The 18,490-nt window shown below is 46.3% G+C and carries 17 protein-coding genes; 5 read left to right on the forward strand and 12 right to left on the reverse strand.

What is annotated here, in order from left to right; genetic code table 11:
* Positions 1-53: 53 nt before the first annotated feature.
* Both GQS64_RS00855 and rpmB read right to left on the reverse strand, forming a co-directional pair.
* Positions 54-704: a queuosine precursor transporter gene (locus GQS64_RS00855; protein ID WP_198230341.1), complete on the reverse strand. Its 651-nt coding sequence runs from the start codon at positions 702-704 to the stop codon at positions 54-56.
* A 76-nt stretch (positions 705-780) separates the two neighbouring features.
* The gene (rpmB, locus tag GQS64_RS00860; protein WP_198230342.1) at positions 781-1,074 is read right to left on the reverse strand and encodes a 50S ribosomal protein L28; all 294 of its coding nucleotides are present in this window, start codon (positions 1,072-1,074) and stop codon (positions 781-783) included.
* Positions 1,075-1,284: 210 nt separating this feature from the next.
* Here rpmB and GQS64_RS00865 point away from each other — a divergent pair, with 210 nt between their 5' ends.
* From GQS64_RS00865 to GQS64_RS00875, 3 genes are all read left to right on the forward strand, one after another.
* Positions 1,285-2,058, forward strand: a complete 774-nt coding sequence (locus tag GQS64_RS00865) for an SURF1 family protein (RefSeq protein WP_077994170.1) — start codon at positions 1,285-1,287, stop codon at positions 2,056-2,058.
* Positions 2,051-2,938 (forward strand): DMT family transporter, encoded by an 888-nt coding sequence (locus GQS64_RS00870; RefSeq protein ID WP_077994171.1) that lies wholly within the window; start codon positions 2,051-2,053, stop codon positions 2,936-2,938. Before GQS64_RS00865 ends, GQS64_RS00870 begins: the two co-directional genes overlap by 8 nt.
* Positions 2,939-3,427: 489 nt before the next feature.
* Positions 3,428-4,297 carry a DMT family transporter gene (locus GQS64_RS00875; RefSeq protein WP_077994172.1) on the forward strand — a complete coding sequence of 290 codons (870 nt, stop codon included), beginning with the start codon at positions 3,428-3,430 and terminating at the stop codon, positions 4,295-4,297.
* 596 nt (positions 4,298-4,893) lie between these two features.
* Here the strand turns inward: GQS64_RS00875 and GQS64_RS00880 are convergent.
* From GQS64_RS00880 to htpX, 5 genes are all read right to left on the reverse strand, one after another.
* A complete protein-coding gene (locus GQS64_RS00880) occupies positions 4,894-5,037 on the reverse strand; it encodes a DUF1127 domain-containing protein (RefSeq protein ID WP_077994175.1) in 144 nt (47 codons plus the stop codon).
* Between the two features lie 818 nt (positions 5,038-5,855).
* Entirely contained in the window at positions 5,856-7,472 is a 1,617-nt protein-coding gene (gene purH, locus GQS64_RS00885; RefSeq protein ID WP_077994176.1) for a bifunctional phosphoribosylaminoimidazolecarboxamide formyltransferase/IMP cyclohydrolase, read from the reverse strand.
* Between the two features lie 155 nt (positions 7,473-7,627).
* A complete protein-coding gene (locus GQS64_RS00890) occupies positions 7,628-9,265 on the reverse strand; it encodes a heparinase II/III family protein (RefSeq protein ID WP_077994716.1) in 1,638 nt (545 codons plus the stop codon).
* Between the two features lie 480 nt (positions 9,266-9,745).
* Positions 9,746-11,098: an RsmB/NOP family class I SAM-dependent RNA methyltransferase gene (locus GQS64_RS00895; protein WP_369805221.1), complete on the reverse strand. Its 1,353-nt coding sequence runs from the start codon at positions 11,096-11,098 to the stop codon at positions 9,746-9,748.
* A gap of 28 nt (positions 11,099-11,126) precedes the next feature.
* Complete coding sequence (gene htpX, locus GQS64_RS00900) at positions 11,127-12,083, reverse strand: zinc metalloprotease HtpX (protein WP_198230343.1); 957 nt, start codon at positions 12,081-12,083, stop codon at positions 11,127-11,129.
* An 82-nt stretch (positions 12,084-12,165) separates the two neighbouring features.
* Between htpX and GQS64_RS00905 the strand changes: the two genes are divergently transcribed.
* On the forward strand, positions 12,166-12,378 hold the full coding sequence (locus tag GQS64_RS00905; RefSeq protein ID WP_198230344.1) for a DUF1674 domain-containing protein: 213 nt from the start codon (positions 12,166-12,168) through the stop codon (positions 12,376-12,378).
* Positions 12,379-12,924: 546 nt separating this feature from the next.
* Here GQS64_RS00905 and rpsP read toward each other — a convergent pair.
* From rpsP to ffh, 3 genes are all read right to left on the reverse strand, one after another.
* Positions 12,925-13,314: a 30S ribosomal protein S16 gene (rpsP, locus tag GQS64_RS00910; RefSeq protein WP_077994181.1), complete on the reverse strand. Its 390-nt coding sequence runs from the start codon at positions 13,312-13,314 to the stop codon at positions 12,925-12,927.
* Positions 13,315-13,395: 81 nt separating this feature from the next.
* Complete coding sequence (locus tag GQS64_RS00915) at positions 13,396-13,701, reverse strand: chorismate mutase (protein ID WP_077994720.1); 306 nt, start codon at positions 13,699-13,701, stop codon at positions 13,396-13,398.
* Positions 13,702-13,724: 23 nt separating this feature from the next.
* Complete coding sequence (gene ffh / locus GQS64_RS00920) at positions 13,725-15,269, reverse strand: signal recognition particle protein (protein WP_077973207.1); 1,545 nt, start codon at positions 15,267-15,269, stop codon at positions 13,725-13,727.
* A gap of 319 nt (positions 15,270-15,588) precedes the next feature.
* Between ffh and GQS64_RS00925 the strand changes: the two genes are divergently transcribed.
* On the forward strand, positions 15,589-16,407 hold the full coding sequence (locus GQS64_RS00925; RefSeq protein ID WP_077994184.1) for a lytic murein transglycosylase: 819 nt from the start codon (positions 15,589-15,591) through the stop codon (positions 16,405-16,407).
* A gap of 180 nt (positions 16,408-16,587) precedes the next feature.
* Here GQS64_RS00925 and GQS64_RS00930 read toward each other — a convergent pair whose 3' ends face one another.
* Positions 16,588-17,229: a carbonic anhydrase gene (locus GQS64_RS00930; RefSeq protein ID WP_077994185.1), complete on the reverse strand. Its 642-nt coding sequence runs from the start codon at positions 17,227-17,229 to the stop codon at positions 16,588-16,590.
* A 101-nt stretch (positions 17,230-17,330) separates the two neighbouring features.
* Entirely contained in the window at positions 17,331-18,206 is an 876-nt protein-coding gene (pdxY, locus tag GQS64_RS00935; RefSeq protein WP_188318052.1) for a pyridoxal kinase, read from the reverse strand.
* Between the last annotated feature and the right edge of the window lie 284 nt (positions 18,207-18,490).

Genomic DNA, 18,490 nt, shown 5'->3' on the forward strand with positions numbered 1-18,490 from the left:
AAAAGCGAATAATTATAAAATGATATGGAGATTGGAAATAAATAGACCGTTCCTCAGACAGCCTGATCGCCCTTTTCCTGACTTTTGCCATGATAAATATCCGGCATAAATATTGCCAGAATCGCTCCATAGGGCAAAAGCATGAAAACGCCCATAAACAATTTCACACCGAAATCACCACACGATAATGAAAGCCAAACCGGCACTTCAAGCCCCAAAAGATTTGTCATGGTGGGAATGGAGCTATCGCTATAACCGGTGAGTTTGTCGATAAACGAAAAATGGCTGGAAAAAGCGACAGCGAAAAACCATACGGTATCAAGTGCAGAACCGGTTATCGCAGCCGCAAGCGGTGCAATCCACCATGTTTTACGCCGTAAAGGATTGAATACCAGAATATCCAATAATTGGGCAAACAAAAACGCTGTACCGGATGCGATCGCCAATCGCGGACTGGCCAGAACCCACGAAACTACAAGCCCGGCAACAAAACCGGCATAAACAATGCGCCTTGCGGCATGGGGGCCGTAACGCCGATTTGTAAGGTCGTTGATAAGAAAAGCGAACGGATAGGTAAATGCGCCATAGGTCAGAAGGTGTTCCAATCCGAACCAATGAAACGGATATTGCACCAAAACGTTGGACGCCGTCACCGCGACGCACATTGCAAAAACTGCAAAAATAAGATGCCGGGTCTTTTTCATTTTTTTAACCTGGGTGATGGAACCAGAAAAAAGGGCCGAAGACCGGCCCTCAAGACGAATCGTTTATCGAAAAGAATCAGGCTGCGTTTTCAGCGAGTTTCTTTTCAATCTGGCGCTTCAACAAGCGTGCCCGTTGCGACAATTCTTTGTCACCGGACTTCAAAAGAAATGCATCAAGACCACCACGATGTTCGACAGAGCGCAAAGCATTTGCCGAAATACGCAAACGATAGCTTTGTTCAAGCACATCGGAGATCAGAGTAACATTGCAGAGATTCGGCAAAAAACGGCGACGCGATTTGTTATTGGCGTGGCTGACATTATTGCCATATTGGACTGATTTTCCAGTCAATTCGCAGGCGCGGGACATAGATTTCACCTTTAAATTCTAATACAGAAGCAATCAATAAGCGTGCTAAAAATCCAATGAACACGCGCATGGATCGGCTTCCCAAAAATTGGTAAGTTGCGTTTCTATAGGGGGCTTAGGCAAAAAGGTCAAGAGTTTTCGTGTGCGGTCATAAGGTTAAAACGTAAGAAATCTGTTTTTTTAGCCGCAAGCTATGATAAAAGAAATATTATGATGAGTGAAGCTAAAACAGATCCCAAGCCAGCGCATGGCCGTTCCCCGATATTTTTGGGAATTTTCGGTTTTTTATGCCTGTTCTTTTTTTGCGCTTTTTGTTCGTTGGGTGTCTGGCAAGTCGAGCGACTTGGCTGGAAAGAAAATCTGATTAAAAATGCAAATGAACGTGTCCATCTCGCACCGGTTCCGGCACCTGCTAAAAGCGAGTGGAGCAAGGTGAGTTACGACAAGGACGAATATCGCCCCGTCACCCTCAAAGGGCATTTTTTAAATGATAAAGAAGTTCTGATAACGGCTGTTGCAGACGAGACAACCGGTTATTGGGTTCTCACTCCGATGCAAACAGAAGACGGAGCGATCACATTTATCAATCGGGGATTTGTGCCGATGGATAAACGCGACCAGAAAACACGGGCAGCCGGACTTGTCGAAGGTGAAACAACGGTTACCGGTCTTTTGCGTATGAGTGAAGGGGGTGGTTTTTTCCCTCGTAAAAATAATCCCGATAGTAATTTGTGGTATACACGGCAATTGCCTGCTATGGCTAAAAAAGTCGGGCTTGTTGATGTTGCCCCTTATTTCATTGATGCTGACAGAACGCCGAATATAGGTGGATTACCGATCGGTGGTTTAACTATTGTGAGCTTCCCGAATAACCACTTGAGCTATGCAATTACCTGGTTTACTTTGGCCGCCGGCGTATTTGCAGCATCTATATTTTTAATCATTTCCGAAAGACGGCGTCGACGCGGAATTATCTATGAATAAAGCAACAGGAATAGGTTTTCTGGCAATCCTTATGTGGTCGCTATTGGCGACTTTAACGGCATTTTCCGGAAAGGTTCCTTCGCTCCTGTTAACGTCTATGACTTTCCTCATTGGCACGCTTCCGGGCGTAGTGATCTGGATTAAACATCCTGAAACACTCAAAGATCTGAAACAGCCGCTCATTGTGTGGGTTGTGGGCATTGGCGGCCTCTTCGGCTACCACTTCCTTTATTTCACAGCGTTAAGAAATGCCCCGCCTGTTGATGCCGCCCTTATCAATTATTTGTGGCCGTTATTCATCGTTCTCGGTTCCGCACTGATGCCGGGGGAAAAATTGCGCTGGTTCCACGTTCTTGGCGCTTTGTTGGGTTTTTCCGGAATGGTGCTGGTTATCGCCGGTAAAGGCGGATTTGTGATTGATGAAAAAAACAGCTTTGGCTATCTCGTTGCATTGGGCAGTGCTTTTGCATGGGCGGCCTATTCACTTCTTTCCCGCCGATTGGCAAAAGTGCCCACAACTGTTGTCGCAGCGTTTTGCCTTGTAACATCTATTCTTGCATTTCTGTGCCACTTTATTTTTTCCGAACCTTTCATTCTGCCTGAAAACGGCGGACAATGGCTATCGGTTTTATTGCTTGGTCTTTTTCCCGTCGGGCTTGCTTTTTACTGTTGGGATTTCGGTGTTAAACGTGGCAATATCCAGCTTTTGGGTGTCGCCAGTTATAGTGCGCCGCTGCTTTCTACCCTTATTATGGTGGCAACCGGTCTTGCAGAACCGTCATGGCGGCTACTGGCAGCATGTCTTCTCATTACAGGCGGTGCTGTTCTCGCTTCCAAAAATCTGATCTTTAAACCAAAACCAGAAGCCGTCCGCGAATAAATAACCGGACACGTTCACCGGTATTTCTTCATCGGCTTGCCGGTAACGTCACTATTTTCACGAGCATCTAAACAAGCGACAGAGCAAAGGCCTGTTGTCCAACTGCTTTAAAAACGAACTATTGTTTGAACAATGCAAGCTTGACTTTAAGAATTGTTGAATTGATGTGGCTGTTAGCAAACGACTGAAAAAACAGTTTGATTGCCTGGTGTTTCAGCCTTGGTTCAACCCGCCGAATGATATTGATAACTATTTTCTTGTTCCGGAAGCTAATCGTCACCGTCTTGAAGAAATATCAAACGGTTTTATTTAAGAAATAAAATGTTTTGGTTCGCCTGTCTTTTTTGTGCTCTTTTATCTTATGGTATTTTTTAAAGGCGCGAAAAAAGGCTTTAGAAAGCAAAATAAATTTATGGCGATGAGCTGAAACTTGCCATCACATATCTACCGACAATCAAAATCAGGTAAAAGCGGATTGGAAGGTCAAAAATGTTCTACGGGGTTTTCCTTTCATTTGCTTCTTACGCCGCCTATGCCGTGAGCGATGCGTGTGTGAAGTTTATTGATGGCGCATTGCCACCTTATGAAACGGCATTTTTCGGAGCTTTAATCAGCATCATTGTCATTCCATTTTTGAAAAACCGTGACAATAAATGGATAGACATTATCCGCTCGCAGAACTGGCCAATGTGGTTTTTACGGACAGTTTCCGGTGCATTTGGTGTTATCGGCAGCGTTACTGCTTTTACACATCTCTCAATGGCAGAAGCCTTCACATTGATATTCTTGCAGCCCCTCTTTGTCAGTATTCTTTCCATGGTATTTTTAAAAGAAGCCATCGGATGGCGGCGTTGGTCGGCCATCATCATCGGCTTTATCGGCGTGCTTGTCGTTTTGCGACCGGGTTTCCGTGAACTTAATATCGGACATGTTGGGGCTGTTTTTGCCGGTTTGAGCGGCGCTATTTCTATCATTATTGTGCGTCATATGGGCGGTCGCGAAAAACGCATTACACTTTATTCAAGCGGCATTATCGGTTCGATTATTATTTGCGGTTTGTTGAGTTTACCCGGCTATGTCGAACCGCATGGTTTTGAATGGCTCTATCTTTCCGGTTACGGGTTACTTGCAGCTCTTGGTGCACTTTTTCTTATGGCGGCTGCGCGCCGCGTTCCCGCAATTGCTATTGCCACCCCGCAATATAGCCAGATGATCTGGGCTATATTATTCGGTTATTTCATTTTCAACGATCATCTTGACCTCCCGATGGCCGTTGGCATTATCCTTATCATGGCCTCAAGCCTTTTAACGTTCATGCGTGAAAAGCATCACCGGAACCAAACCACACCACAGAAATAATGAAATTCTTCCTCCTCCCTCGCGTTTTAAAAATTCTTCGCTTGAAAAGAACGGCTCAAGTTGAAAATACTGATAATCGAAAGACCGCGCGATATTAAAATAACGGCCCTAACCGGCGGAATTGCCGGTTTGTGTTTATGAAGAAAATCTCTGGCAGTTTTTGGCGCTATCGCCAGCGAGAGATCGGAGTGCCAATCTCATAAAAGGAAAGATTTTCCCGCAAAGTCCGAGCGGAAAAACCTCGCGAGCTTTTAGCGTGCGATAATTCAAAACCACTGGATACGGGAATGAAGCGGATTTTTGCCCACATCGCAAAATAAGCGTTTCGATCAAGGAAACGAAATAATAAACGCTTGGCTTACGGGCGGAAGCAGCAGACGTTGCAAAAGAAAACCTCAAGGGAAGAAAATAAAAGGAATAAAATAAAAACGCGTGGCTCGCGGGAGGGGGCAGCAGACGTTACAAAAGGAAAGCCTCAAGGAAACGAAATAAAAACGCCTGCTGCGGGAGGGGGCAGCAGACGTTACAAAAGGAAAGCCTCAAGGGAAGGAAAGGCTTTCCACCCAGAGCCTGAGGGGAAAAGGCTCTGCGAGCTTTTAGCGCGCTGTACGGCGAGCGATTGCCGCGATCTCTGAACGGGTAATGCCGAGATCATTCAATTCATGAGTAGAAAGGCGGCTCAATTCATTATAAGTTGTACGATAACGGCGCCATTTATTAAAACTACGAAGAAGATTCATGACACTCACCTGATTGAATATATTATGTTGGAATTTGTTGAGGCGTATATAGACTTGACCCCCCGCATTGAGGAGTGACAAGATTGCATAGCTGCTGTGCAGCGATTAAGCATTTTGTATATTTTTTAGTCACAATTCATTAAGAATTGGCGATATTTCGCCTCATTTCGTAACATTTGGCCTTATTCAGGAAATAAAACGATATTTTTTGCCATAATTTTTATGGAAACTTGCGTGGAAATTGTTTTGAAATGACGCAAATTTCAAATTTGAAAGAAAGAAATTCTATTTACCTTTGAAAAACAACTTGCAGGATAAGGTTATTTTCTAACACAACTCTTAAATCATGGTTAATTTTTCGTTTAGCGCAACCCGCTTCACGGACATGAAATATATTGTTGGCGGGGGCAAATAATTTTTTGGCAAGCGCTATTGTTTATTCCCGCTATTCTTTGCTGTCGCGATACTGTCTCAGCCAGAAAAATTCTTATCTGTTTCAATCAATTGCGGCATGTCTATTGAGATTATCCCTTAAAGATTTCCAATGCCATACGCTTCATAGACACCACACTATTCGAGAAAAGTGTTCAATCTCGTAAAAATCTCCGTTAGATCTATCGAAACAAAGCTCGGCCGGTTTTAAAAATATTTTAGCCCGAACAATCGCTATTCTTCTCCGACGCTTCCATTTTGAAGCTTGCTCAACGTGTCTTCCAATCAATTCCGGCAAGTATCGGAAACTGTAGTAGCATTAAAAAAGCTGCCGGAATTGATCCGGCAGCTTTTCCTTGTATGAAATCTTTGTTTTTTCCATCCATTCAGTGACGGAAATGGCGCATACCGGTAAAGACCATCGCGATATTGTTTTCATCGGCTGCTGCAATCACTTCATCATCGCGGATAGAACCGCCAGGCTGGATGACCGCTGTCGCGCCCGCTTCCACCGCTGACAACAACCCATCGGCAAACGGGAAGAAAGCGTCGGATGCGACAACCGACCCCTTGGTCAAAGGCTCGCTAATACCGGCGATTTTAGCTGCATCCAGCGCTTTATGAGCGGCTATACGGGCTGAGTCCACGCGGCTCATCTGACCGGCACCGATGCCGACTGTTGCATTATCTTTCACATAGACAATGGCATTCGATTTCACGTGTTTGGCAACCTGGAATGCAAATTTGAGATCGCGCATTTCCGCTTCGGTCGGTTGGCGTTTTGTAACCACTTTCAAATCGAGATCGTCAATCACACCATTATCACGCGTCTGAACCAACATGCCGCCCGATACGGTTCTCATTGTCAAACCGGGAGCGCGCGGGTCAGGCAGACCACCGGTAATCAGAAGACGCAGATTTTTCTTCCTGGCAATGATTTCGCGTGCCGTTTCTGTAGCGTCCGGTGCGATAATAACTTCGGTAAAAATTTTGGTAATTTCGGTAGCGCAATCTTCGTCAAGCGGACGGTTCAGCGCAATAATACCACCGAAAGCCGAAACAGAATCGCAAGCCAAAGCTTTAAGATAGGCTTCTTTCAACGTTTTGCCTTTGGCAACCCCGCAAGGATTTGCATGTTTGATAATGGCGACCGCTGCAGTCTTTTCCGGATCGAATTCGGCAACCGTTTCAAAGGCTGCGTCCGTATCATTGATATTATTATAGGAAAGCTGTTTTCCCTGTAAAACCTGTGCAGTTGATACACCGAAACGCTTTTCACCGGTCAGATAAAAGCCGGCTTTTTGATGCGGATTTTCGCCATAGCGCATAATCGTTTCAAGTTCGCCGCCAATTGCGCGCCATTTCGGCGTATCAATTTCAAGTGCTTCGGCAAACCAGTTCGATATTGCTGCATCATATGAAGCTGTACGGGCAAAAGCACGGGCAGCCAGCATGCGACGGAAGGAAAGCTTCAGACTGCCTTCATTTTTATCAAGTTCGGCCAATACCAGATTATAATCATCCGCATCTGTCACAACTGTAACATAAGCGTGGTTCTTTGCAGCGGCACGAATCATTGCCGGGCCGCCAATATCGATATTTTCGACAATGGTTTCATTATCGGCACCGGAAAGTCTTGTTTCCTCGAACGGATAAAGATTGACAGCAACAAGATCAATGCCGACAATTCCGTGTTTTTTCATTGCGGCCTGATGTTCCGGATCATCACGGATTGCAAGTATGCCTCCATGAATTGCCGGATGCAGAGTTTTGACCCGACCATCCATAATTTCCGGAAAACCGGTAACTTCGGAGACATCTTTGACAGGCAAACCGGCTTCAGCCAGAGCCTTTGCAGTACCGCCTGTCGAAATAAGCTCGACGCCATATTCATGAAGGCGCGTTGCAAAGTCGATAAGGCCGGTTTTATCCGATACGGAAATAAGAGCCCGACGCACCCGAAGCAAATCGGGCGCGGGAATGTGTTTCGATGTCACAGTCATAGTATTGTTCCTGAAATTTACGCAGAAGAAATAACCTTAACTGCCATAGCACAGGAAGTTGAAAAAAACACTCTATGAAAAGAAAAGTGAACGGTTTTGACTTGAAACTTTTAGATAAGCTCTTTTCAAAATACCTTCATTTCCAAGTCAATTACTTAGCTTGCTCCGGTAATACGTGTAAAACGCCAACGGATTTTTTCGGTGAGAACCGGCCGAAAATTCAAGACAATCTGACGTGTTCTTCTGGGACCGCTCGGATCTGCAAAGTCGATTGAATCTTCAAGCTGGATATCGGCATCGGGAGAAATGAAATTCCATGCGTCTCCCTTCAAAACTTCCAGACGCAAGCTGTTACCATCATGGCTCACCTCGACATGCGGATGAAGATGGAACCGCACCGCTACATTGTCACGACCATCGCTTTTGATGGATTTTCCGGCAGGTGCGAAAAAGGAGTCATAGCCGTCGATAATATTGCCATTGGATGTAAGCAGCAATCCACGTTCGTGAATCATATTGAATGATGCGAGATAGCCGTTATGACTTGCAACAAAACCGACACGGTCCGGTTCTTCGACGCGCTTGATATTGACAATTGTCGGGCCGCTTATAAGTGCGGCGCGGCTATTGCCTTTGCGCTTATGGAATTTACCGGAAGATGTATCGTTCAGTGTTGCCGTCGAATGGGCTGCGGTTGCCCGCGCCATCAAAGCATAATCGTCCGGTCCATAGGGGTCGATTCCCGCATTGATAATGAAACGGTCGGCACCTGAGGACATTTCAAAGGAAAGGCAACCTGCGGCCGCCTGATAGGAAACCTGACGCGGTGGAATTGTTCCGGTATCGGCAATGATGGTTGTATTATTCGCGTAAAGTCTCTGATAGCCGGAATAAGGCGCATGTGAAAAAGGCATACCGGCTGTCTCGTCAAGTTTCAGAACAACCGCCAACCTTTCCGGCAAAACCGGCCCTACTCCGTTAAAATGGGCAAGCGTCTGATCCTGATGAACAAAAAACCGCAAAGCCGGTAACATGCGTTCAACCGAATCAACCAATATTCTGGGTGCGGTCTCTTTGCTATGGGCATAAAGGTGACGCAATGCGATAAGATCGGTCAACAGGGAAAGCAATGTTGCGGGATTGCGCGAAATATGACCGCCATCCGGCAAGATTTGCCGCGCCAAAGACCGCGCAAGCTGCATCTGGGAAGCCTTTTTCATGGAAGGTGATACAGGCAAAGAAACAGAAGCAAAACATAAAGCGATAGCGGCTTGGAGACGGTTTTCATCCTCATCCATATTGCGGATAGCCGTTCTTAGAAACCGTGCATGAAAGCCCAACGCACGCAAAAACCGGCGCTCGAAATTTTCATTTGCGCCATCAAGCAACATTCGTGCATGGCAAAGCCAGGAAATCAGCCTGCGCGCTGCAACATCAGGGCGCCATGCCAAACCTTTGACATGTTTTCCGGATTGTTCAAGCCAGTCGTTAAGCAAGGAACGGGCATGGGCATTGGCAAGCGGCGTACGCGCTGCATCAAGATGCCGGAGCCAACTGAAATCGTTAAGCGCAGCTTCCCATGCAGGCGTTGGTGGCTCGACCGCAAAAGGTGAAATTGAACCGGTTTGCACAATCCTTCCGGCAAGCGCAAAACGGCCATGATAGAATTCATGCGCCATTTCCGGATCGGCCAAATGAAGATCGACAGGTTCAGCCAGAATACGTTGCGGACGAAAACCGGAAAACCGCCAGCGAAATAACGGTCCAACACACACACGCCGCAACAAACGCATCGCAGCATAAAGCGCTGGCGATGTTTTATATTGCTGATCGATTGTGGTGGCCACGATAGAAACTCCATGAAAATGAACTTGGACGTATTTTCATGGATTAAGGTGAATGATTGGTTAATTTTGGTAAAAAACTCGCAATAGAACATCAAGATCAAATGAAGTGGTTGTCATCCATTATACCGGCAAAAAAGGCTTAAAGCTTGATAATGTGCTGGGGCATAAACTGCTATAGTGGCACTTGAACTTTTAACTTTTTAAAATGCGTTCGGGCTTTTATTTTTAAAACCAAACTTAAATATTCTGCCAATTTTATGCGTCCCGCCTTGAAATATCGGCGTTGAAAATTCCGGATGCTGCCCATCAGCCATTTAAAATTCACAAAACAAACATTCAAAAAACTGAAGGTTTCAGTGCCCCTTTTCTCTTTTGTCAGGACAAAGCGGCATGAAAATTGAAAATAATAGCGAGATTACGAAAGGCTTAAGCAATACGTTTGAATCTCGCTGCAAAAAAGCCGTCCATGCCCGATAATAACGGCGTTTCCCCTTCAAGATCGGCGGGAGTGGTGCGTAAAACACCGTTTGGCAAAAGCTCTTTTCTTCCTCCCACTTCTTCATCACGGATTGGCACGAGCGTGATGTCATTGCGGCTTGAGAGAGCGTTATTGACGAGTTCTTCACCTTCCTGTCTTGCAATCGAACAATTTGCAAAGACAATCAAGCCGCCAATTTTGACAAGCGAAATGGAAGCGACAAGAAGTTCAAGCTGTAATTTTGCAAGTTTTTCAATGTCACTAATATCTTTTGTCCATAAAATATCAGGGTGTCTTCTGATTGTTCCGGTCGACGAACAGGGCGCATCAAGCAAAACAGCATCAAAAAGCTCTTCAGGTTTGAAGTCTTTGAGGTTGCCTGCCCATGTTGCAACCTTCAAATCGAGCCGTTCCATATTATGTTGTAAACGCTTCAGGCGGTTTGCCGAAAGATCGATTGCCGTTACATGGGCGCCCTGAACGGCAAGCTCTGCCGTTTTTCCGCCTGGTGCTGCACATAGATCTGCTACAGCTTTATCTTTAATATTGCCGAGCAAGCGGGCGGGAAGAGAGGCGGCCACATCTTGCACCCACCATTCCCCTTGTTGATAGCCTTCAAGATCGCTTACCGCCTCTTCGACATGTTCAAGCCGGACTGTGCCATTGAAGAGAACATGACCACCGAGTTTTTCAGCCCACATCTCAGGATTGCTTTTGACTGAAATATCGATTGGTGGTTCATTTGCCTGTGCGGCTATAATTTTTGCCGCTTTTTCACGACCATAGGCTTCGATCAACATGTGAGAAAACCATGCCGGAATATTTTCCGTTGCCGAACTTTGCGCCCTTTCCTTATCGGCATTGCGGGCAAGTTTTCGCAAAATTGCATTGACAAGGCCTGAAAAACGCTGATTGCGCGGGTCACTTTTGGCGGCAGTAACGGCAAGATCAATGGCCGCATGGTCGGGAACGTCAAGATAGAGCACTTGCGCTGCCGCCACATGGAGAAGATGTTTTAACGACAGGGCATTTTGCGGCAAAGGCCGATCAAGATAACGTTCAACTATTCTTTCAATATCGGCACGATGGCGAAGCGCTGCCCCCAAAATAGCGCGCACCAGCATACGATCACGCATTTCAAGTGCCAAATATTGGGGATGCCCGTGCTCGTTATCAGTGAGGCCATCAAGCGATGTCTTTTTGTCAATCACTGCCGAAAGAAGACGGGCTGCTGCCAGCCTTGCCGGAAGTCCCGGAACAGGCACGGCGGATTTTCTTTCGGATAAACCGGAATGATGTATTTTATGTTTATTTGCCAATATCGACTCGTTATGACCATGGACCTTTCGGCGTGTTATTGCGCATCCATGACGGACGTTCAACAGTGCGGCGCATATTTTCCCATGGCGAACCGCTTGTTGTCGTAATATTCATTTCCTCGGCCTGTTTACGCAAAGCTTTTATGCGGTTTTCCGTTGAAGGATGGGTCGAAAAAAGACTATCCGCCCCGCTGCCATTCAAAGGATTGATGATAAACAGATGTGCTGTTGCCGGATTATGTTCTGCTTCCTCATTGGAAACATTTTCAACACCACGGGCAATTTTGTTCAAGGCCGAGGCAAGCCATAGCGGATTTCCACATATTTGGCCGCCGCGTTTATCGGCCGCATATTCGCGTGTTCTGCTGATCGCCATTTGCACAAGCATGGCAGCAAAAGGTGCCACGAACATCGCAATAATTGTACCGATAATACCGGATGAATTGGAGTTACCATTGGAATCGCGGTTACTGCTGCCGAAAAACAACGCGAAATTGCCAAGCATCGAAATGGCACCGGCAATCGAAGCGGTTATTGTCATTGTCAGCGTATCATGGTTTTGCACATGTGACAGTTCGTGCGCCATAACACCGGCTAGTTCTTCCGGACTAAGGGCATTCAACAGGCCGGTTGTGGCAGCAACAGAGGCATGTTCGGGATTGCGTCCGGTTGCAAAAGCATTGGGCTGCGCGTTATCAATCACAAAGACTTTCGGTTGGGGAAGACCGGCTTTTTTGGCAAGGTCGCTGACAATCCGGTAATATTGGGGGGCGCTCCGCTCATCGACCTGATGCGCGCCATACATACTCAAAACCATTTTATCCGAATTCCAATAGGAAAACAGATTCATTCCGGCTGAAATGAGAAATGCGATCACTGCACCATTACTGCCGCCAATGAGGTAGCCGACGCCCATCAATAGTGCCGTCATGAAAGCAAGAAGCATGGCGGTACGCATAAAATTCATTGTCAAAAACTCCGATATAAAGCATATTTGCCCTATATGATGGTGAATATTTCCGTTTTCTTCAATGGAAGACCTATGAAAAATGACTGACAAACAAAAAGAACAAAATATAGAAAATAAAAATCCCGAAAAAAAAGAACTTCCCCCTGCAGCACAAAGAGCACTGAAAGAAGCCGAGGAACGGCGTAAAAAAGCCAAGAAAACCAATGCGCCGAAGGAAATCGGCGGTCGTGGCGGAAATGATCCTTCACGCTATGGCGATTGGGAAATAAAGGGAAGGGCTATCGACTTCTGATTTTTGAAAGCTCATTCAAATAAATCCGGTTTTTTAAAAATAAATTCCGAATTTTTTGTGTATTATTATTTTTATATTATTCCGTCTAAATTGTTAAACCGGTTTTTCTTATATATTTTTTTGTTTTTATTTTGGATTTGCCAATTTTTATAACAAATCGAATGTTCGGGAAAGCGATCTATACAGCACGCTTCCCTGTTTTTATTTCCATATTTTAACGACAAATACGCAAAGCTTTATATCAGCCTTTAATCAATAGACGCCGGAATGTTTAAAAAAGCTCATAGCCGGAATGTTTGAAAAGCCCGTAAATGAGGAAGTATAGACTACCGGATTGATAAATAGCCCCATTGCCGGTTTGACAATTCATGCTGCAACGCTTCGCAACATCAATATACGGCCTTTGATAAAAATAACGAATGCGAAAAATTCTGTGCGACGTTGATGGTTCACGCAAAATTCCAACAAAAACGGGCATCAAGTGCCCGTTTTTTTGACTTTTTTTCAAGACTTGCCGGAAGTCTCGAAAACTTTAATTTTAAAAGCTTATTCTGTCGGCTGGGCTGCTGCTTCAGCAGGAGCAGCGGCGGCAGCTTTGGCTTCTTCTTCAGCCTGTTTGGCAGCAGCAATACGTTCCTGAGCTTTTTTGCCGGGCTGCGCTTTATTCGGATTGTTGCGAGGCTTGCGCTTGAAAAGACCGGCAGCATCAAGAAAACGTGCAACACGATCTGTCGGCAAAGCACCGTGACCCAGCCAATATTGGATGCGCTCGTTATCTATCTTTACGCGATCATTCTCGTCGGCAAGCATCGGATTCCAGAAACCGACACGTTCGATAAACCGGCCATCACGCGGGCTGCGGATATCGGCGATAACGATATGGTAGTAAGGACGCTTTTTTGAACCTGCGCGTGACAGACGAATTTTCAACGACATGTTTTATCTCCTATTGTCGGTTTTGGCTTTTGACCAATCGGGTTGCCGCCGGTCTTTTCGTGTTCCGGCAGAAATGTTTCCTTATTTTGAATGCAGTTTCAAAGCCGTCGCTTCGTGGTGACGAATGACTTCCTTGACGATGAAATTTAAAAATTTTTCCGCAAAATCGGGATCAAGATGGCTTTCTTCAGCAAGCTTGCGCAAACGCTCGACCTGCCGTTTTTCGCGTGATGGATCGGCGGGCGGAAGGCCATATTTTGCCTTTAATACTCCGACAGCTTTGGTGCAGCGGAACCGTTCGGCAAGAATATGCACAAGTGCGGCATCAAAATTGTCGATTGATTCACGAAGTTGCACAAGCTCTTCAGGAATTTTTGTATCACTCATAATCTTCAACGTTTCTTCGTTTTTCAATGCTTTTTCGGCAGGCCGGGAAGCCCTGGGAATTTCGTTCCGCTTGACGGCAGTCCGGGTAATGTCCCGCCACCAAGACCGGGAAGTTTGTTTCCAAGGCCTGCACTTTCAGCCTGTTTCTGAATTTTTTCCAATTGCTTGGGATCCATTGACGAAAGGTCGGGAAGACCACCACCCAAACCGCCAAATCCCAATTTGGCGCCAATGCCGCCCATCATCTTCTGCATCAGACCACCTTTGCCTTTGCCGCCCATCATTTTCATCATGTCGGCCATCTGGCGATGCATTTTGAGAAGTTTGTTGATGTCGGCCGCATTGGTACCCGAACCTTTGGCAATGCGTTGCTTGCGGCTATGTTTCAAAAGATCGGGATTGGCACGTTCTTCTTTGGTCATGGAAGAAATAATGGCCAATTGGCGGTTAAAAAGATTGTCGTCAAGACCGGCAGCGGCAATCTGGTCTTTCATTTTTCCGATGCCCGGCATCATGCCGAGAATACCGCCCATGCCGCCCAATTTTTTCATTTGCTTGAGCTGTTCGGCCAAATCGCTCAGGTCGAATTTGCCCTTCTGCATTTTCTTGGCAAGTGCGGCGGCTTTTTCCTGATCTATTGTTTCGGCAGCTTTTTCAACGAGCGAAACAATGTCGCCCATGCCCAGAATACGATCGGCAATGCGGCGCGGATGGAATTCTTCCAGCGCTTCCATTTTTTCGCCGGTTGCAATAGCCTTGATCGGCTTGCCGGTTACAGCGCGCATTGAAAGGGCAGCACCACCACGCCCGTCTCCATCCATACGTGTCAATATGATACCGGTAATGCCCACACGCTCGTCAAATGAACGGGCAAGGTTGACAGCATCCTGACCGGTCAAACTATCGGCAACAAGCAAGATTTCATGTGGTGCGGATTTGGCCTTGATGTCGGCCATTTCGACCATAAGCGGCTCGTCGATATGGGTGCGACCGGCCGTGTCGAGAATAACAACATCCTGACCGCCAAGTTTGGCAGCCTGAACAGCACGGGCAGCTATTTCGACAGGTGTCTGTCCGGCAATAATCGGCAATGTCGGCACATGAATCTGTTCACCGAGCTGGCGCAATTGTTCCTGCGCCGCCGGACGGCGCGTATCAAGAGAAGCCATCAAGACTTTCTTGTTCTGTTTTTCAGTGAGGCGTTTGGCAATTTTTGCCGAAGTTGTGGTTTTACCTGAACCTTGCAGGCCGACCATCATGATAACAACCGGTGAAGGTGCATTGAGGTCTATGGAAATGCCTTCCGTGCCAAGCATTTCCACCAACTCGTCATGAACGAGTTTGACAACCATTTGCCCCGGTTTGATTGATTTGAGCAAATTGGCACCAACCGCCTTTTCACGCACACGGTCGGTAAAGGAGCGTACAACATCAAGTGCAACATCGGCTTCAATCAGCGCACGACGGACCTCACGCAGAGCGGTTGCAACATCCTGCTCCGACAAGCTTCCACGCCCTGTCAGATTGTTCAGAATAGTGCCCAGACGTTCCTGTAAGGAATCAAACATTGTCTACCTCTTTAATAAGCCAACAAACCCGAACCAAACAAAACACCCACCCGAGGGCGCATCGCGCTGTCGGATGTTGACCTCCGGGATCTCTTTATACCGTTACGGGTCCCGGTCGGTGGCTCCAAGTCTGATAAGCTTGTCGCAGATTTAAAGCGTCTTAAAACAGCAAAAGGAGCATCTTGTCAAGGTTTAAGCATATTGTATTTGATAAAGTGTAATCCCACTTGGTTTCAGAACCAACTTGTTATAAGCGGTAAAGTACATTTTACCTTACACAAAAGTCAGGTTTTAAGAAGGAACAGCTCTAATGTCTCGAATGTTTTGTAAAAGAGCGATAAAGGCCGGTTTTATCGGCTTGGCATTTGCCGCAACCACAGGAGTTGCCGTCGCGGCTCCGAAATGCGGAAACACTTCGGCCGGTTTTGAAAACTGGGTAGAGGCAACCAAACAGGAAGCAGCCGCAAACGGAATCGGCAAACAGGGCATAGCCGCGTTGAACAATGTGCATTATGCGCAGGCGACCATCAATGCAGACCGTGGCCAGAAAAGTTTCAAACTGAGCCTTGACCAGTTCATGAAAAAACGCGGCTCGTCAACCATTGTTGCCCGTGGCAGAGTGATGAAAAAGCAGAATGCGGCACTGTTTGACCGGCTTGAGAAAAAATACGGTGTTGCATCCGGTCCGGTGATTGCCATTTGGGGAATGGAAACGAGCTTCGGTTCCTATATGGGTAAACAACATACGTTGTCCGCCGTTGCAACATTGGCTTATGATTGTCGGCGCAGCGCATTTTTTACCGACCAACTCTATGCCGCTTTAAAGCTGATTGACCGCGGAGATTTCGACCCGAATTCTATCGGTGCGATGCATGGCGAAATCGGACAAACCCAATTTTTGCCGAAAAATGTTCTGCTTTATGGCGCCGATGGTGATGGCAACGGTCACATTGACATGATTAACTCGAAAGCCGACGCACTTGCTTCGACATTCAATTTCTTGCGTAACCATGGTTGGAAACCGGGACAGGGCTATCAACCGGGAGAACCCAATTTCGCCGCCATTCAGGGTTGGAATGATGCAAGCGTTTACCAGCAGTCAATTGCCATTATGGGTAAACAGATAGACGGCAATTGATGAAGCGCCTTGCCGTTTCATGGCAAATGGTATTTTTCCATTCCGCTATCCGGCAATAACTATAAAGTGGCGATAAAAGTCATATTTGTTAAAGTCTTGAAAGCCTGCCAATCCGGCGGGCTTTTTCTATAAAACTTTTGTTCGACAACGCGACCGGTTTGAAACGGACTGCCGCAAAGATTATTCTTCTGCCCTGATAAAATCACCGGTACGCCTGTCCATAATCCATAATTCGCCTGTCGCAATATCGAACCACGCTCCATGAAGGGCAAGCTTTCCCTGATCTTCCCGTCGTTTTATCCATGGGAACGTACGCAGATTATTGATTGAATAGCGGATGGAAATCCGCTCAAGTGCGGTTTGACGTTCACCCGATGTCATCAATGTATTGGTTGCAACCGCTTCGGCAGCCGGTGTCAATAGCCCCATCCATTTACCGATAAAATCGACCGTTGAAAGGGGTGCTCCATCAAGGTCAAGTGCATTGCGTATGCCGCCACAACGCGCGTGGCCAAGTACAACAATGTTTTTGACTTTTAAAGACTGGACAGCAAATTCCAGTGCCGCCGAAGTTGCATGATATTCCTTGTCAGGGTGAAATGGCGGCACGAGATTGGCAACATTACGCATAACAAATATTTCACCCGGATCGGTATCAAAAACAGTTTCCGGTGCAGCTCGCGAATCGCAGCAGGCTATGACCATGGTCTCGGGCTTTTGCCCTTCATAAGCCAATTGTTTATAGCGCTCGCGCTCATGAGTAAAACGGCTTTTCATAAATATATGATAGCCGTTTAAAAGCTTTTCAGGGAAATCCATCATCAATCAATCAGTCATTTGGCAATCATTTGGCAATCACTGGGCAATCACTGGGCAATCACTTCACTTAACAATCACTGGGCAGCTTTCGCTGTTCCCGCCTTTTATTTGTTTTTTGCCACTTCTGCCGTATCTTTGAGATAGCGCAACGTAACGCGCTCGGCGAGTGTGCCAAGCCGGTGCAACCCGCTTTCAAGCATCAATTCGTAACCATTGTTCCTCGTTGTTTCCATGAGCATGGTATAAACAGAAGCAGTGGCAAAACGGAGAGCATCTTCTTCATTGTCACCATCAAGAATACGGGCAAGGAAAAGTGCCGCTGTGAGATCACCAAGCCCGTTAACCGGATCCTTCACCAACGGGTGTTCGGCAAGCAGGATGGATTTATCGGTCACAAGCAGATTGCCGGTGGCGTTTTTTAAAAGTGGCCATGCAGAAGTAACAAGAGTTGTCTTGCAACCCGTTTTTCGTGCAGCTTCAATAATCTCGTGATTGGTATCAAGTTTTTTCGACACAATCCATTCAAGTTCCGACCGGTTGGGTTTCAGAATATCGGCAAGCGGCAACAGTTTTTCGACAGTTTCTTTGGCGATGTCTTCCCCGACATAAAGCCCGCCTTCGTCCCCCAGAACCGGATCACAAAAATAGACAAGATGCGGATTTTTCTGTTTGAGCGTTTTGATAAGATCGGCGGTAATCTCGATCTGTTCGGCACTTCCGAAATAGCCGGTCATGACTGCTGCAATTTCACCCACCCATTTCGAGCGGATAATATCATCCGCCCAGGCTTTGAAATCGGCTACCGGAACGATCAGCCGGTGGGAAGGACCATGGCGCGGCTGCCATGTCATGCTGACTGTCAACATATCCCAAACAGCATATCCCATTTGTTCGAGAGCATTGACGCTCACACGTGTGCCGACCGAACCGCGAATGACATGACTTGAAATAACAAGAACAGATTTTCCAGAATTGCTCATCAACAATGCCTTTTTCATAAAACAAGCTTTTATTTAAAACCTGTTTCACTTTGCCACAAGTGAGAAATTGGTGACAATCGGCAGCAAAGTTCCAGCAATCAAATGGCGGAACAGGAATGGGCGGAAACGGAATAGTCGGAAACGGAATAGTCGGGAAATCTATAATAGCGCCATTTGGAAATTATCGTCGCTTTAAGTTCCTGAAATTACATATGACCATTTTATAAAGATCATTTTTTTGAAATATAAATTTATAAAAATTTTATACAAAATTCCAATATCAT

This window comes from Bartonella sp. P0282, from assembly GCF_048452985.1.
GTDB lineage: Bacteria > Pseudomonadota > Alphaproteobacteria > Rhizobiales > Rhizobiaceae > Bartonella > Bartonella choladocola.

Coding starts and splice junctions, on each gene's coding strand:
- GQS64_RS00855 (WP_198230341.1), bottom strand. CDS start 704: ATGAAAAAGACCCGGCATCTTATTTTTGCAGTTTTTGCAATGTGCGTC.
- rpmB (WP_198230342.1), bottom strand. CDS start 1,074: ATGTCCCGCGCCTGCGAATTGACTGGAAAATCAGTCCAATATGGCAAT.
- GQS64_RS00865 (WP_077994170.1), top strand. CDS start 1,285: ATGATGAGTGAAGCTAAAACAGATCCCAAGCCAGCGCATGGCCGTTCC.
- GQS64_RS00870 (WP_077994171.1), top strand. CDS start 2,051: ATGAATAAAGCAACAGGAATAGGTTTTCTGGCAATCCTTATGTGGTCG.
- GQS64_RS00875 (WP_077994172.1), top strand. CDS start 3,428: ATGTTCTACGGGGTTTTCCTTTCATTTGCTTCTTACGCCGCCTATGCC.
- GQS64_RS00880 (WP_077994175.1), bottom strand. CDS start 5,037: ATGAATCTTCTTCGTAGTTTTAATAAATGGCGCCGTTATCGTACAACT.
- purH (WP_077994176.1), bottom strand. CDS start 7,472: ATGACTGTGACATCGAAACACATTCCCGCGCCCGATTTGCTTCGGGTG.
- GQS64_RS00890 (WP_077994716.1), bottom strand. CDS start 9,265: ATGCGTTTGTTGCGGCGTGTGTGTGTTGGACCGTTATTTCGCTGGCGG.
- htpX (WP_198230343.1), bottom strand. CDS start 12,083: ATGAATTTTATGCGTACCGCCATGCTTCTTGCTTTCATGACGGCACTA.
- GQS64_RS00905 (WP_198230344.1), top strand. CDS start 12,166: ATGACTGACAAACAAAAAGAACAAAATATAGAAAATAAAAATCCCGAA.
- rpsP (WP_077994181.1), bottom strand. CDS start 13,314: ATGTCGTTGAAAATTCGTCTGTCACGCGCAGGTTCAAAAAAGCGTCCT.
- GQS64_RS00915 (WP_077994720.1), bottom strand. CDS start 13,701: ATGAGTGATACAAAAATTCCTGAAGAGCTTGTGCAACTTCGTGAATCA.
- ffh (WP_077973207.1), bottom strand. CDS start 15,269: ATGTTTGATTCCTTACAGGAACGTCTGGGCACTATTCTGAACAATCTG.
- GQS64_RS00925 (WP_077994184.1), top strand. CDS start 15,589: ATGTTTTGTAAAAGAGCGATAAAGGCCGGTTTTATCGGCTTGGCATTT.
- GQS64_RS00930 (WP_077994185.1), bottom strand. CDS start 17,229: ATGATGGATTTCCCTGAAAAGCTTTTAAACGGCTATCATATATTTATG.
- pdxY (WP_188318052.1), bottom strand. CDS start 18,206: ATGAGCAATTCTGGAAAATCTGTTCTTGTTATTTCAAGTCATGTCATT.